Raw genomic sequence first — 15,074 nt, forward strand, 5'->3', positions numbered from 1 at the left:
ACGGGCCCGCGAGCGCGGGCTTCGTAGGTGAGGCTTACCTTACCGCACGCCGCGGAGGCTCGGGAGGGTGACGTGGGACACGTCGTCACGACGGGCCCGCCCGGTCGCCCGCCCGGTCGAGCGGCCTCGCAGGAGCGGACATCTGTCCAGATCCGGACATGTCCGGATGAGTTGCCCCCTCCCGCGGTCGGGGTGATGCTGAAGGAGCCGCCGTCTCGGTGGCACCGGACGGAGTCGACGTGTACGCACCGGAGCGGCACCAGCAGATCCTGACGCGTGCTCGCGCCGACGGCCGCGTCGACGTCACGCGCCTGGCCGTCGAGCTCGACGTCACCCCGGAGACCATCCGCCGCGACCTCACCGCGCTCGAGCGCCACGGCCTGGTGCGCCGCGTGCACGGTGGGGCGCTCCCTGTCGAGCGCCTCGGGTTCGAGCCCGGGCTCGTCGACCGTCAGGACCTGCTGTCGGGGGAGAAGGAGCGCATCGCCAAGGCCGCCCTCGACGAGCTGCCCGATACCGGCGCCGTGCTGCTCGACGCCGGCACGACGACCCTCCGGCTCGCGGAGATGCTGCCCGCCGACCGCGAGCTCACCGTGGTCACCCACGCGCTGCCCGTCGCGACCGTGCTGGCGGCCCGGCCCGGTGTCGTCCTGCACCTGATCGGGGGCACGGTCCGGGGGCGCACGCTGGCCTCCGTCGGGACGTGGGCGCTGCGCGACCTCGCCGAGATCCACGTCGACGTCGCGTTCCTCGGTGCCAACGGCGTCACCGCCGAGCACGGCGTCACGACCCCCGACCTCGCCGAGGCCGCCGTCAAGCGGGCTCTCGTCGCCGCGGCCCGCCGCACCGTGGTGCTCGCCGACCACACGAAGGTCGGGCACGTCGACCTGGCACGCGTCGTCGACGTCGCCGAGGTCGACACCCTCGTCACGGACTCGGACGTCGAGCCCGAGGCGGCCGACGACATCGAGGCGGCCGGGGTGCGGGTGGTGCGCGCGTGATCGTCACCGTGACCCCCAACCCCAGCCTCGACCGGGCGCTCGACCTCGACCGCCTCGTCGTCGGCGAGGTGAACCGCGCCCACGCCACGCACGTGGACCCCGGCGGCAAGGGGCTCAACGTCGCCCGTGCGCTCGGCCGGCAGGGCGTGGACGCGCTCGCGGTGCTGCCCGTGGGCGGCGCCGACGGCGCCCAGCTCGTCGCCCTGCTCGCCGAGCACGGTGTGCCGGCCGTCCCCGTGCCCGTCGCGGGCAGCACCCGCAGCAACATCACGCTGTCCGAGGCGGACGGCGCCACCACGAAGGTCAACGCGCCCGGGCACACGCTGTCCGGCGCCGAGCTGGACGCGCTGCTCGCCGCGGTGGAGATGCAGCTGGGGGCCGCTCCCCGTGCGGTGGTGGGCGCCGGATCGCTCCCGGCGGGCGCGGGGGACTCGTTCTACGTGCGGCTCAGCGGCATGGCCGGGCGGTACGGCGTGCCCGTGGTGCTCGACACCTCGGGGGCACCGTTCGCGCGCGCCGTCCGCTCGGGCGGCCTGGCCCTGGTCAAGCCGAACGAGGACGAGCTGTCCGAGCTGGTGGGCCGCGCCCTGGGCACGGTGGGCGAGGTCGTCACCGCCGCGCGGGAGGTCATCGCGCTGGGCACGCGGGCCGTCCTGGTGAGCCTGGGCGCGCACGGTGCGCTGCTCGTCCACGCGGACCGCACCTGGTGGGCGGGGGGACCGCCTCTCGTGCCGCTGTCGACCGTCGGGGCGGGCGACGCCACGCTCGCGGGCTTCGTCGCCACGCCCGGCACGGCCGCCGCCAAGCTCCGCACCGCCGTGGCGTGGGGGCGCGCCGCGGTGCTGCTGCCCGGCACGGCGGTCCCCGTTCCCGAGCAGATCGACCTCGACGCGGTCCGCGTCGTCGAGGACCCCGACCCGGACCTGGCACTCAAGGAGCTCTGACATGGGCACGACCACCCCGCTCATCACCCCCGACCTGGTCGCGGTCGACCTGGTCGCCGCCGACCGCACGGCCGTGACGCGCCGGCTCGTCGACCTGCTCGTCGCGGCCGGTCGGGTGACGGACGCCGACGGGTTCGCGGCCGACGTCGCCGCGCGCGAGGCGCAGATGGCCACCGGCATGCCCGGTGGCATCGGCCTGCCGCACGCCCGCTCCGAGCACGTCGTCGCGCCGAGCCTCGCCGTCGGCAAGCTCGCCGAGGGCGTGGACTGGGGGGCACCCGACGGGCCCGCGCGCCTCGTCTTCCTCATCGCGGCCCCCGCGTCCGGTGACGCGGACCACCTGCAGATCCTGGCGGCGCTCGCGCGACGGCTCGTGCACGAGTCGTTCCGCACCTCGCTGCTCGAGGCGCCGGACGCCGCGACGGTGTCCGAGATCGTGACGCGAGAGGTGGTCCCCGCATGAAGATCGTCGCCGTGTCCTCGTGCCCCACGGGGATCGCCCACACGTACATGGCCGCCGAGGCCCTCGAGCAGGCGGGTCGCGCCGCCGGCCACGAGGTCCACGTCGAGACGCAGGGGTCGGCCGGCTCCACGCCGCTGGACCCGGCGATCATCGCGGAGGCGGACGGCGTCATCTACGCCGCGGACCTCGAGGTCAAGGACAAGCAGCGGTTCGCCGGCAAGCCGTTCGTCGACGTCGGGGTGCAGAAGGCGGTGCACGACGCGCCCGGTGTCCTCGCGGCGGCGGTCGCGGCGGTCGAGGCGAGCCGGGCGGGCGGTGGCGCGGGGGAGACGCCGCCGCCCGCGGGTGCGGCGACCGGCGGCGCTGCAGCCGGAGCCGGTGCGGCCGGCGGCGGCGGCGGTGCGGGCGCCTCCGGGTCCGCCACGCCGGCCCCCGGCGGCCGGCCCGCCGCGACGCCCGCTGCACGGTCCGGCGCCCGCAGCGTCGGCGCGGGAACCCGCGTGCGGCAGTGGCTCATGACGGGCGTGTCGTACATGATCCCGTTCGTCGCCGCCGGCGGGATCCTCATCGCGCTGTCCTACATGCTGGCGCAGGTCGCGTGGGGCGGGGCCGAGGGGGCCATCGAGGTCACCGCGGTGGACCAGGCCGAGGTCGTCGCCTCGTTCGACTTCGCGTCGCTGCAGGACTGGTCGGTCGTGCTGCTGGCGACCGGGCAGCTCGCCTTCGGGTTCCTCGTGCCCGTGCTGTCCGGGTACATCGCGTACGCGATCGCCGACCGCCCCGGCCTCGTGCCCGGGTTCCTCGGTGGCGCCGCCGCCGGGTTCGTCGGCGCCGGGTTCCTCGGTGGTCTGGTCACCGGCTTCCTCGCCGGTGGGGTCGCGCTCTGGATCAGCCGGTGGAAGGTGCCGCGGGGGGTGCGCGGGATCATGCCCGTCGTCGTCATCCCGCTGCTGTCGTCCGCGATCGTCGGCGTCGTCATGCTCGTGCTCATCGGGAGGCCCATCGCCGCGGCCATGGACGGGCTGTCGAGCTGGCTCGAGGGCCTGTCCGGGTCCAGCGCCGTGCTGCTGGGTCTGCTGCTCGGCGCCATGATGGGCTTCGACCTGGGCGGCCCGGTCAACAAGGTGGCCTACACGTTCGCCGTCACGGGCCTGGCGACCGAGGGGCTGGCGACCGACGCGACGCAGTACCGGATCATGGCCGCGGTCATGGGCGCCGGCATGGTCGCACCGCTCGCCCTGGCGCTGGCCAGCACGGTGCGCAAGCGGCTGTTCACGCACGCCGAGCAGGAGAACGGCAAGGCCGCGTGGCTGCTGGGCGCCTCGTTCATCTCCGAGGGGGCCATCCCGTTCGCGGCTGCCGACCCCTGGCGCGTCATCGTGTCCTCGGTCGTGGGGTCGGCCGCCACCGGCGGGATCGTCATGGCGGTCGGCTCGACGCTCGTCGCCCCGCACGGCGGCATCTGGGTCCTGCCGCTCATCGGCAACCCCGTCGGGTTCCTCCTGGCCGTCGTCGTCGGGACCCTCGTGAGCGCGCTGGTCGTCGTGGTCCTCAAGACGCTCGCGCACGACCCCGCCGTCGCGGCCGAGCGCGCCGCCGAGGAGGCGCGCGACCCCGAGCTCACCGCGACCTGAGCGGCTCACCCCAGCACCCGGCACCACCCGTCGTCACCCGACCGCCGTCGAAGGAGACCACCCCATGGCCGAGCGCACCGTCGCCGTCGCGTCCCGTGTCGGGCTGCACGCCCGCCCCGCGATGCTGTTCACGCAGGCCGTCGCCGCCGGCGGTGTGCCCGTCACCATCGCCCGGCCGGGCGGTGCGCCCGTCGACGCGTCGAGCATCCTGCTGGTGATGTCCTTGGGTGTGCCGCACGGCGAGGAGGTGACGCTCGCGGCCGAGGGGCCCGACGCGGACCGCGTCCTCGACGAGCTCGTGGCCCTGCTCGCCACGGACCTCGACGCGCCCGAGCCGACCGCGCCGTCGGGGGCGGCGTCGTGACGGGCGCACCGGTCGGCGCCCCCGCGGGCGCGCTGCACGGCGTCGGCGTGGGACGCGGGGCCGCCGTGGGGCCGGTGGCGCTCGTGCGGGCGGCACCGGCGGTGGACCCCGGCGCACCGCTCCTGGTGGACGGCGTCGAGGCCGCCCCGGCCCGGGTCCGGGAGACGGTGGAGCGTGCGTTCGACGAGGTCGCGGCAGGACTGCGCGAGCAGGCCGCCGCCGCGACGGGCACGGTCCGCGACGTCCTGGCCGCCACCGCCCAGATGGCCGACGACACGGCGCTGCGCGGTCAGGTGCTCACCCGCATCGACTCCGGGGAGCCGCCGGTCGCGGCCGTCGACGGCGTCGTCGAGACGTTCGCCGGCATGTTCGAGCAGGCGGGCGGGTACCTCGCCGAGCGGGTCACCGACCTGCGCTCCGTGCGCGACCGCGTCGTGGCCCGCACCCTCAGGCTGCCCGAGCCGGGGGTGCCGTACCTCGAGCGTCCCTCGGTGGTGGTCGCGCGGGACCTGGCCCCGGCGGACACCGCCGCGCTGGACCTCACCAAGGTCGTCGCCATCGTCACCGAGCTCGGCGGTCCCACCGGGCACACCGCGATCATCGCCGGCCAGCTGGGGCTGCCGTGCGTGGTCCGGGTCACCGGCGCCACGGGCCTGGAGGACGGGACGGTCGTGGCGGTCGACGCCGCCGCGGGCACCGTGCTCCCCGACCCCGGCGAGGACGTGCGCGCCGCCCTCGAGCGTCGCCGCGCGACCGAGGCGATGCTCGCGGACGACACCGCACCGGGGGCGACGGCCGACGGCCGCACCGTCGGGCTGCTGGCGAACATCGGCACCGCCGCGGACGCGGAGCGTCTCGTGGCGAGCGCCGAGGGCGTGGGGCTGTTCCGCACCGAGGTGCTCTTCCTCGACCGCGCGACCGCGCCGAGCGTCGAGGAGCAGGCCGAGACCTACGCCGCCGTGCTGCGCGCGGCGGACGGCCGCAAGGTCGTCGTGCGCACCCTGGACGCCGGTGCCGACAAGCCGCTCGCGTTCGCCACGCTCCCCGACGAGGAGAACCCCGCGCTCGGGGTCCGCGGGTACCGGCTGGTGCGCGCCCACCCCGAGCTGCTCGACACCCAGCTGGCCGCGCTGGGCCGCGCCCGCGCGGCGACCGGCGCCTCGCCGTGGGTGATGGCGCCGATGGTCGCGACGCCCGACGAGGCCCGCGACTTCGCGACCCGGGCCCGCGCGGCGGGGGTGGACACCGTGGGCGTGATGGTCGAGGTGCCGGCCGCCGCGCTGCGGGCGGCGGACGTCCTCGCCGAGGTCGACTTCGTCTCCCTGGGCACCAACGACCTCGCGCAGTACGCGATGGCGACCGACAGGCTGCGCGGGGAGCTCGCCGACCTGCTCGACATGTGGCAGCCCGCCGTGCTCGACCTCGTCGCCGCGACGGCCCGCGCCGGGCGCGCCACGCGCAAGCCGGTCGGGGTGTGCGGGGAGTCCGCGGGGGACCCGCTGATGGCGCTCGTGCTCGTCGGCCTGGGCGTCACCAGCCTGTCGATGGCCCCGGGCGCGCTCCCGGCCGTCCGGTACGCGCTGCGCCGGCACACCCTGCTGACCTGCGAGGAGGTCGCCGACGCCGCGCTGGCGGCGCGCACCGCCCCGGAGGCGCGCGCCGCGGCCCTGGCCCTCGTGGACCCCGAGGTGCGCACCACCCTCGCCCTCTGACGCCCCGCTCGTCCTGCGAGCCGCCACCGGCCCGCGCGGTCGGGCGGACGTCCCGCGGGACGGCGGCGCGGCGCGTCCGGGCGGCGCTCCCGGTGCGCGGCGTAGCCTGGCGCGATGGCGCACGAGCATGCCGACCTGCACGACCCGGAGACCGACCCGCTCGCCACGTACGTGCTGGAGCCCGACGACGTGCGCCCGCTGCTGGGCCGCGTCGTCGCCGCCGCCGGCCACGCGACGGCCGCGTCCATCGCCCCGTTCACCGGCGCTCCCATCGCGGCCGTGCCGCTGACGACGCCGGCCGACCTGCCGGACGCCGCCCGCCGGGCACGTGCCGCGCAGCGGCTGTGGGCCGCCCGTCCCGTCGCGGAGCGCGCCGCCGTCCTGCTGCGGGTGCACGACCTGCTGCTGGAACGTCAGTCGGACGTGCTCGACCTGGTGCAGGTCGAGACGGGCAAGGCCCGCGGGCACGCCTGGGAGGAGCTCGGCGAGGTCGCCAACGCCGCCCGGTACTACGCGCTGCGGGCGCGCCGCCTGCTCGCGCCGCGCGCCGTGCGTGGGCTGTGGGGGCCGTTCTCGCGGGGCCGCGTGCTGCGCCACCCGCTCGGCGTCGTCGCGGTGCTCACCCCGTGGAACTACCCGCTGTCGCTCGGCCTCGGCGACGCGCTGCCCGCGCTCGTCGCGGGCAACGCGGTCCTGCTGCGGGCCGACCCGCAGACCGCGCTGACGCTGCTGTGGTGCGCCGAGCTGCTCGAGGACGCCGGTCTGCCCGCGGACCTCCTGCAGGTCGTCGTGAGCGGTCCCGACGTGGGCATGGCGCTGCTCGAGCACGTCGACCACGCCGGCTTCACGGGGTCGACCCGGTCCGGGCGCGTCGTCGCGCAGCGCGCGGGGGAGCTCGGCGTGCCGGTCACCCTGGAGCTCGGCGGCAAGAACGCGATGTACGTGGCGGAGGACGTGGACGTCGAGGCGGCCGCCGAGGGCGCCGTGCGCGCGTGCTTCGGCTCCGCCGGGCAGCTGTGCGCCTCCGTCGAGCGGATCTACGTCCGCGAGGAGGTGCGTGACGAGTTCGTCGCGGCGCTGGTCCGGCGCACGACCGCGCTGCGGCTCGGGTCCGGCCTGGACTACCGCGCCGACATGGGCTCCCTCGTCGGGCCGGCCCAGCTGGCACGGGTCGTCGAGCACGTCGAGGACGCCGTGGGGCACGGTGCCACCGTCCTGACGGGCGGGGAGCAGCGACCCGACCTCGGGCCGTACTTCTACGAGCCGACCGTGCTGACCGACGTGCCGCCCGAGGCGCGGGCCCACCGCGAGGAGACCTTCGGCCCCGTGGTCGCGGTCTACCCGGTGGCGTCCGACGACGAGGCCGTCGCCGCCATGAACGACTCCGACCTGGGGCTGGTCGCTGCCGTCTGGACCCGCTCGACGGCGCGCGGCACCGCGCTGGCCGCCCGGGTGCGGGCCGGCGCGGTGTCCGTCAACGACACCCACCAGCTGCTGTGGGGCAGCGTCGGCGCGCCGCTGGGTGGGGTCGGGGCGTCCGGCCACGGGCGGCGCCACGGCCGGGAGGGGCTGTGGGAGACCACGTGGACGCAGTCCGTCGTGGCCCAGCGCGGCGTGCACGGGTCCCGCGGGCTGGGCATGCGGCAGGTCCACGAGCTCGGGTCCGACGTGTGGCCCCGCGCGCTGACGCGGCTGCTGCGCCTCGAGCGCGCCCTGCGACTGCCCTGAACCGGGCGCGCACCGCACCCCCTGACGCACGAGAGGCCGGTCCGGCACGGGCCGGACCGACCTCTCGGTGTCCTGCGGGACGGGGGGCCGGCGCTCAGGCGCCGACGACCTCCAGGGCCTGACGGGCGATCGCCAGCTCCTCGTTGGTCGGCACCACCAGCACCGTGACCTTCGCCCCGTCGGGCGAGATCACCGTGGGCTCGCTCTTGCGGCCCTCGTTGCGCGCGAGGTCGACCTCGATGCCCAGGGCCTCCAGGCCCGCGAGGGCGCCGGCGCGCACGATGTCGTCGTTCTCGCCGATCCCGGCGGTGAACGTGATGACGTCGAGCCGCCCCAGCACCGCGTGGTAGGCGCCGATGTACTTGCGCAGCCGGTGCAGGTACACGTCGAGCGCGCGGCGCGCACCCGCCTCGCCCTGCGCCACCAGGTCGTGCAGCGCACGGAAGTCGCTGACGCCCGACAGGCCCTTGACGCCCGAGCGCCGGTTCAGCAGGTCGTCGAGCTCGTCGATGCTCATGCCCGCGTTGCGGTACAGGTGGATGAGGATCGCCGGGTCGACGTCGCCCGAGCGGGTGCCCATGACCAGGCCCTCGAGCGGCGTCAGGCCCATCGAGGTCTCGACCGCGACACCGCCGCGCACGGCCGACGCGGACGCGCCGTTGCCCAGGTGCAGGACGATCTGGTTGAGGTCCTCCAGCGGGCGGCCCAGGATCTGCGCGACCTGCTGGGACACGTACTGGTGCGACGTGCCGTGGGCGCCGTAGCGGCGCACCCGGTAGCGGGTCGCCACGTCCTCGTCGATGGCGTACGTCGCCGCCGCCTCGGGCAGGTGACGGAAGAACGCGGTGTCGAACACCACGACGTGCGGCACGTCCGGCAGCAGGGTCTGCGCGACGCGGATGCCCGTGAGGTTCGCGGGGTTGTGCAGCGGCGCCAGGGGCGCCAGGTCCTCGATGTCCCGCTCGACCTCGGGGGTCACGAGTGCGGGACCGTCGAACAGGGCGCCGCCCTGCACCACGCGGTGCCCGACGGCCACGACGTGCGCGGACTCCAGGTCGGGCCCGAGCTCGTCGAACAGACCCAGGACGATGCGCAGCCCCTCGGCGTGGTCCGGTACCGGCAGCTCGCGCTTCGTCGTCGTCCCGTGCGCCACGTGCTTGACGGCGCCGACCGTGTCACCGATGCGCTCGACGATGCCGGACGCGATCGCCTCGCCGTCCTCCGGCGAGACCAGCTGGTACTTGATGGACGAGGAGCCCGAGTTGATGACGAGCACGCTCGCGCGGGGCTGCTCGGACGGGGTGGTGGTGCTCATCGGGCGGATCCCTCCGGGGTGGTGACGGCGCCGGCCTCGCCGGCCGAGGCGGCGGCCTGGGCCAGTGCCTGCGCCTGGATCGCGGTGATCGCGACGGTGTTGACGATGTCCTGCACGAGCGCGCCGCGCGACAGGTCGTTGACCGGCTTGCGCAGCCCCTGCAGCACGGGGCCGATGGCCACGGCGCCGGCGGAGCGCTGCACCGCCTTGTAGGTGTTGTTGCCCGTGTTGAGGTCCGGGAAGACGAACACCGTGGCCCGCCCGGCGACGGCCGAGTCGGGCATCTTCGTCTGGGCGACGGAGGCGTCGACGGCGGCGTCGTACTGGATCGGGCCCTCGACCGACAGGTCCGGGCGGCGCTCGCGGACCAGCCGCGTCGCCTCGCGCACCTTCTCGACGTCGGCACCCGAGCCGGACTCGCCGGTCGAGTACGACAGCATGGCGATGCGCGGCTCGATGCCGAACTGCGTGGCGGTCTCCGCCGAGGAGATCGCGATGTCCGCGAGCTGCTCCGCCGTCGGGTCCGGGATGACCGCGCAGTCCGCGTAGACCAGCACCCGGTCCTCGAGGCACATGAGGAAGCAGGACGAGACGCTGCCGACGCCGGGCGTCGTCTTGATGATCTCGAACGACGGCTTGATGGTGTGCGCGGTGGTGTGCACGGCGCCGGACACCATGCCGTCGGCCAGCCCGAGCTCCACCATGAGCGTGCCGAAGTACGACACCGACGACACGATCTCGCGGGCGCGCTCGACGGTCATGCCCTTGTGCTTGCGCAGCTCGGTGTAGACCTCCGCGAAGCGCTCGAGGGTCTCGCCGTTCTTCGGGTCGATGACCTGCGCGCCGTCCAGGTCCAGGCCCAGCTCGTTCGCCCGGGTCCGGATCGTGGCCTCGTCACCAAGGATCGTCAGGTCCGCGACCTGGCGCTGCAGCAGCGTGGAGGCCGCCCGCAGGATGCGGTCGTCGTTGCCCTCGGGCAGGACGATGCGCTTGCGGTCGCTGCGGGCGCGGTCCAGCAGCGCGTACTCGAACATCAGCGGGGTCACGACCTCGGGCCGCGACACGTCCAGCGCCGCGAGCAGGGCCTCGCCGTCGACGTGCTGCTCGAACAGCGCGAGGGCCGTGTCGACCTTGCGCTGCGCGTCGTGGGTGAGGCGCCCGCGGGTCGAGCCGGCCGCGCTGGCGGAGCGGAACGTCCCCAGCGACGTGGTGATGAGCGGCAGGCGCGAGCCGAGACCCTCCACCAGGCGCTGGATCGTCGGGGCAGGGTTCACGCCGCCGTTGAGGATGAGACCGGCGAGCGACGGGAAGCCGTCCGCCTGGTGGGCCATGAGCAGGCCGAGCAGGACGTCCGCGCGGTCGCCGGGGGTGATGACGACGGCGCCGTCCTGCAGCCGGTCCAGCAGGTTCTCGATCGACATGGCGCCGACCAGGACGTCGAGCACCTCGCGGCCCAGCAGCTCCTCGTCGCCCCCGGTCAGGGTGCCGCCGACGGCGTCCATGAGCTGGCGCAGCGTGGGCGCGTAGAGCAGCGGGGAGTCCGGCAGCGCCCACACGGGCACGGCGCCGTCGAGCACCTCACGGATGCGGTCCAGCGAGCCCGGCGCGCAGCGGTTGGCGATGACGGACACGACCTGCGCGTGGTCCGCCGCGATGGCCGTGGCCGCGACGTCGACGGCGTGGTGCACGTCCTCGGGGGAGCGGTGGGCGCCGTTGACGACGAGCACGACCGGGGCGCCGAGGTTCGCGGCGATGCGGGCGTTGTACGCGAGCTCGGTGGGGCCGGCCACGTCGGTGTAGTCCGTACCGACCACCACGACGGCGTCGCACCGGCGCTCGACGTCGTGGAAGCGGGACACGATGCGCGAGAGGGCCGCCTCGGGGTCGGCGATGACCTCGTCGTACGTGGCCCCCACCGCCTCGTCGTAGGCGATGTCGACACCGTCGTGCTCGAGCAGCAGCTCGAGCACGTAGTCCCGCTCCTCCGTCGACCGTGCGACGGGGCGGAACACGCCGACCCGCTGCACGGTGCGGGTCAGCAGGTCGACGAGACCGAGGGCGACGACGGACTTGCCCGTGTCCCCCTCGGCCGACATGACGTAGATCGTCCGGGCCACTGTGCTGCTCACTCCTCGTCGCCCCGGTAGGGGCTGTCTGTCGTCCGGTCGCGTCCGGGCGGGTGTGCCCGGACGCGACCACTGACGGTGGGGCTACTCGTTGTCCCCGCCGGTGTCGGCGGCGGCGGCGGGGCTGCGGGTGGGCTGCGGCCCACCCTCCTCCGTCGCGGTCTCGCCGACGTCCGGCCACACCCAGTCCCGCACCTCGGGGATGTCCTCGCCGTGCTCGCGGGTGTACTGCCGGGCGCGGATCCGCGCGTCGACCATACGCTGACGCAGGCCCGCCTTGGACGCCCGCAGCCAGTGCACGTGGTCGATGACGTCGATCACCAGGTGGTACCTGTCCAGGTCGTTGAGCATCACCATGTCGAACGGCGTCGTGGTGGTGCCCTCCTCCTTGTACCCGCGCACGTGCAAGTTGTTGTGCCCGTTGCGACGGTAGGTGAGGCGGTGGATCAGCCACGGGTACCCGTGGTACGCGAACACGATCGGCCGGTCGTGCGTGAAGATCGTGTCGAACTCGGCGTCGGTCATCCCGTGCGGGTGCTCGCGGGCGTCCTGCAGCCGCATGAGGTCCACGACGTTGACGACCCGCACCTTCAGCTGCGGGATCTCGCGGCGCAGGATGTCGGCGGCGGCCAGCACCTCGAGCGTCGGGACGTCGCCCGCGCACCCCAGGACCACGTCGGGCTCCTCGTCGGGGGCCTCGGAGCCTGCCCACTCCCAGATGCCCAGCCCGCGGGTGCAGTGCGCGACCGCCTGGTCCATCGTGAGGAAGTTCGGCGCGGGCTGCTTGCCGGACACGACGACGTTCACGTACTGCTTGCTGCGCAGGCAGTGGTCGTACGTGCTCAGCAGCGTGTTGGCGTCCGGCGGCAGGTAGACCCGCACGACCTCGGCCTTCTTGTTCACCACGTGGTCGATGAACCCGGGGTCCTGGTGGCTGAAGCCGTTGTGGTCCTGCCGCCACACGTGGCTCGACAGCAGGTAGTTCAGGCTCGCGATCGGGCGTCGCCACGGGATGTCGTTGGTGACCTTGAGCCACTTCGCGTGCTGGTTGAACATCGAGTCGACGATGTGGATGAACGCCTCGTACGACGTGAACAGGCCGTGCCGCCCGGTGAGCAGGTAGCCCTCGAGCCAGCCCTGGCACTGGTGCTCCGAGAGCATCTCCATGACGCGTCCGGCACGGGCCATGTGCTCGTCGACGTCGGGCCCGTAGAACTCCGCGTTCCACTGCTTGTCCGTGGCCTCGTACACCGCCTGCAGCCGGTTGGACGCGGTCTCGTCGGGACCGAAGATCCGGAAGTTCTCGGGGTTGCGGCGGATCACCTCGGTGAGGAACTGGCCCAGCACCCGCGGTGCCTCCGCGAACGTCGCGCCCGGGGCGGGCACGTCCTGCGCGAACTGCCGGAAGTCCGGCATCCGCAGGTCGCGCAGCAGCAGGCCGCCGTTGGTGTGCGGGTTGGCGCTCATCCGCAGGTCGCCCTCCGGCGCCAGGGCCGTGACGTCCTCGTCGACGGCCCCCTGCTCGTCGAACAGCTCGTCCGGGCGGTACGAGCGCAGCCACTCCTCGAGGACCGCGAGGTGCTCGGGGGTGTCACGGGCGTTGGCCAGCGGCACCTGGTGCGCCCGCCATGAGCCGGTGGTCTTCTTGCCGTCGATCTCCGCCGGGCCCGTCCACCCCTTGGGGGTGCGGAAGACGATCATCGGGTACAGCGGGCGGGTGAGGTCGCCCCGCGCCGCCCGCGCCTTGATCTCGGCGATCTCGTCGAGCACCTCGTCGAGCAGGACGGCGAACCGGCGGTGGACCTCCAGGACGTCCTCGTCGTCGAAGCCGGCCACGAAGACGTGCGGCTTGTGCCCGTACCCGACCATGAGGTCGTGCAGCTCCTCGTCGCTGATGCGCGCGAGGACCGTCGGGTTGGCGATCTTGTAGCCGTTGAGGTGCAGGATCGGCAGGACGATGCCGTCCTGCTGCGGGTTGACGAACTTGTTGGAGTGCCAGCTGGTGGCCAGCGGCCCCGTCTCGGCCTCGCCGTCGCCGACGACCGCGGCGACCAGCAGGTGCGGGTTGTCGAACGCGGCGCCGTACGCGTGGCTCAGCGCGTAGCCGAGCTCGCCGCCCTCGTGGATGGAGCCCGGCGTCTCGGGTGCCACGTGCGAGGGGATGCCGCCGGGGAAGGAGAACTGCCGGAACAGCCGGCGCAGGCCCTCCTCGTCGTGCGTGATGTCGGAGTAGACCTCCGAGTACGTGCCGTCCAGGTAGGCGCTGGCCACCAGGCCGGGGCCGCCGTGGCCCGGGCCGGTGATGTAGATGGTCGACTGCTCGCGCTCCGCGACGGCGCGGTTGAGGTGCGCGTACAGGAAGTTCAGGCCCGGCGTGGTGCCCCAGTGCCCCAGCAGCCGCGGCTTGACGTCGTCACGGCTGAGCGGGCGGCGCAGCAGCGGGTTGTCCAGCAGGTAGATCTGGCCCACCGACAGGTAGTTGGCGGCACGCCACCACTTCTCGATGCGTTCCAGCGTCGCGTCGTCGAGCTGTCCGGAGCCGGCCCGCCACGACGTGCGGGCCTCCGTCGCGGCGAACTTCCCCGATGCGATCGGACCTGCCTTGACGACGGACTGCGGGTCCGCGGCGGTGGATGTCATGTCCCCTCCCGAGGGAAGTACCAGTGGCCGGGCGGAGCCCAGCATTCCGTGAGGCCCGGGCGGGACCTGGGACGTCCGGCCCACCAGCGCCCGTACTCCTGATCACAGCCATACAAGCGCAGATGCGCCCGTGCCGCAGAAGCATCGGGTGACGTCCGCCACGGACCGCCGCCCGGTGGGGTGCATCGCACGGGACCGCGCGTCGGCCCGGGTACCGTGAAGGCGTGGCCGACACCCCGACCTCCGTGTGGCGCGCCGCGGTCCGGCCCCGGATGCTGGTGCTGCTGGTGGTGCTGCTGGCCGCCGCCGCCGTGTGCGCGCGGCTCGGCGTGTGGCAGCTCGAGCGTGCCGAGGTCCGCGGCGCGGCGTCCGCGGCGCGGGAGGCCGAGCGGATCGTCACCGCCGACCCGGAGCCGCTGGCCGACCTGCTGGCACCGGGCGACACGTTCAGCGCCGACCTCGTGGCCCACAAGGTGGTCGTGACGGGCACCTACGACGACGAGGACACCCTCCTGGTCACCGGCCGCGCGCACGCCGGGCGCACCGACGGGTACCTGGTGCTCACGCCGCTGCGGGTGCCGACGGACGACGGGACCGCCGTGCTGCCGGTCGTCCGGGGCTGGTCGGCGACGCCCGACGTCGCCCCCGCGCCCGCCGGCCACGTCGAGGTCGTCGGGTGGCTGCAGTACGCGGAGGAGGCCGGCGCGCCGATCGTCGACGGGCGCACCGACGCGATCAGCGCGGCCCAGCTCCTCGCCGCCTGGGGCGGACCGGTCTACACGGGCTACCTGGTGGTCCAGACCAGCGACCCCACCGACCCGGCCACGGCCGGCGGGCTCGAGGGCCTGGCGCCGCCGACGCGCGCGGGCGCCGGGCTCAACGTGCAGAACCTCGCCTACGCGGCGCAGTGGTGGATCTTCGGGCTGTTCGCCGCGGGGCTGTGGTGGCGGATGGTGCGTGACGAGGCCGCGGGGCGCCCACCGCTGCCGGGCGCGGCACCCGCCGCCGGTCCGCCCGACGACGGCGGGCGTCAGGACGACGACCGGCGGACCGCGCCGTCACCGGTCGAGGCGCGACCCGGCGCCTGAGCCCTGCCCCTGAGCCCTGCCCCTGAGCGAGGAGCCGGACGCCGGGGCCCGCGCGCGGG

The 15,074-nt window shown here is 74.7% G+C and carries 11 protein-coding genes; 8 read left to right on the top strand and 3 right to left on the bottom strand.

Annotated elements, in window-relative coordinates; genetic code table 11:
- The first annotated feature begins 239 nt into the window (after window positions 1-239).
- From J1G43_RS07030 to J1G43_RS07060, 7 genes are all read left to right on the top strand, one after another.
- Window positions 240-1,001, top strand: coding sequence for a DeoR/GlpR family DNA-binding transcription regulator (locus tag J1G43_RS07030; protein ID WP_207370359.1), 762 nt, complete (start codon window positions 240-242; stop codon window positions 999-1,001).
- Entirely contained in the window at window positions 998-1,945 is a 948-nt protein-coding gene (pfkB, locus tag J1G43_RS07035; RefSeq protein ID WP_207338996.1) for a 1-phosphofructokinase, read from the top strand. The genes J1G43_RS07030 and pfkB overlap by 4 nt, the downstream gene beginning before the upstream one ends.
- Window position 1,946: 1 nt before the next feature.
- Window positions 1,947-2,408, top strand: coding sequence for a PTS sugar transporter subunit IIA (locus J1G43_RS07040; protein ID WP_207338995.1), 462 nt, complete (start codon window positions 1,947-1,949; stop codon window positions 2,406-2,408).
- The gene (locus J1G43_RS07045) at window positions 2,405-4,042 is read left to right on the top strand and encodes a PTS fructose transporter subunit IIC (RefSeq protein WP_207378196.1); all 1,638 of its coding nucleotides are present in this window, start codon (window positions 2,405-2,407) and stop codon (window positions 4,040-4,042) included. The genes J1G43_RS07040 and J1G43_RS07045 overlap by 4 nt, the downstream gene beginning before the upstream one ends.
- 64 nt (window positions 4,043-4,106) lie before the next feature.
- Entirely contained in the window at window positions 4,107-4,406 is a 300-nt protein-coding gene (locus J1G43_RS07050; protein ID WP_207338993.1) for an HPr family phosphocarrier protein, read from the top strand.
- Window positions 4,403-6,118, top strand: coding sequence for a phosphoenolpyruvate--protein phosphotransferase (ptsP, locus tag J1G43_RS07055; RefSeq protein WP_207378197.1), 1,716 nt, complete (start codon window positions 4,403-4,405; stop codon window positions 6,116-6,118). The genes J1G43_RS07050 and ptsP overlap by 4 nt, the downstream gene beginning before the upstream one ends.
- 114 nt (window positions 6,119-6,232) lie before the next feature.
- Complete coding sequence (locus J1G43_RS07060) at window positions 6,233-7,846, top strand: succinic semialdehyde dehydrogenase (protein ID WP_207378198.1); 1,614 nt, start codon at window positions 6,233-6,235, stop codon at window positions 7,844-7,846.
- Window positions 7,847-7,940: 94 nt separating this feature from the next.
- Here J1G43_RS07060 and J1G43_RS07065 read toward each other — a convergent pair whose 3' ends face one another.
- From J1G43_RS07065 to J1G43_RS07075, 3 genes are all read right to left on the bottom strand, one after another.
- Window positions 7,941-9,161, bottom strand: a complete 1,221-nt coding sequence (locus tag J1G43_RS07065) for an acetate kinase (protein ID WP_207338990.1) — start codon at window positions 9,159-9,161, stop codon at window positions 7,941-7,943.
- On the bottom strand, window positions 9,158-11,278 hold the full coding sequence (gene pta / locus J1G43_RS07070) for a phosphate acetyltransferase (protein ID WP_207339845.1): 2,121 nt from the start codon (window positions 11,276-11,278) through the stop codon (window positions 9,158-9,160). Before pta ends, J1G43_RS07065 begins: the two co-directional genes overlap by 4 nt.
- A 93-nt stretch (window positions 11,279-11,371) precedes the next feature.
- On the bottom strand, window positions 11,372-13,927 hold the full coding sequence (locus tag J1G43_RS07075; RefSeq protein WP_242635221.1) for a phosphoketolase: 2,556 nt from the start codon (window positions 13,925-13,927) through the stop codon (window positions 11,372-11,374).
- A 224-nt stretch (window positions 13,928-14,151) separates the two neighbouring features.
- Here J1G43_RS07075 and J1G43_RS07080 point away from each other — a divergent pair, with 224 nt between their 5' ends.
- Window positions 14,152-15,015 (top strand): SURF1 family protein, encoded by an 864-nt coding sequence (locus J1G43_RS07080; protein WP_207378199.1) that lies wholly within the window; start codon window positions 14,152-14,154, stop codon window positions 15,013-15,015.
- The last annotated feature ends 59 nt before the right edge of the window (window positions 15,016-15,074 follow it).

The sequence above is a fragment of the Cellulomonas sp. zg-ZUI22 genome (assembly GCF_017353535.1).
In the GTDB taxonomy this organism is placed as follows: Bacteria; Actinomycetota; Actinomycetes; order Actinomycetales; family Cellulomonadaceae; genus Cellulomonas; species Cellulomonas wangleii.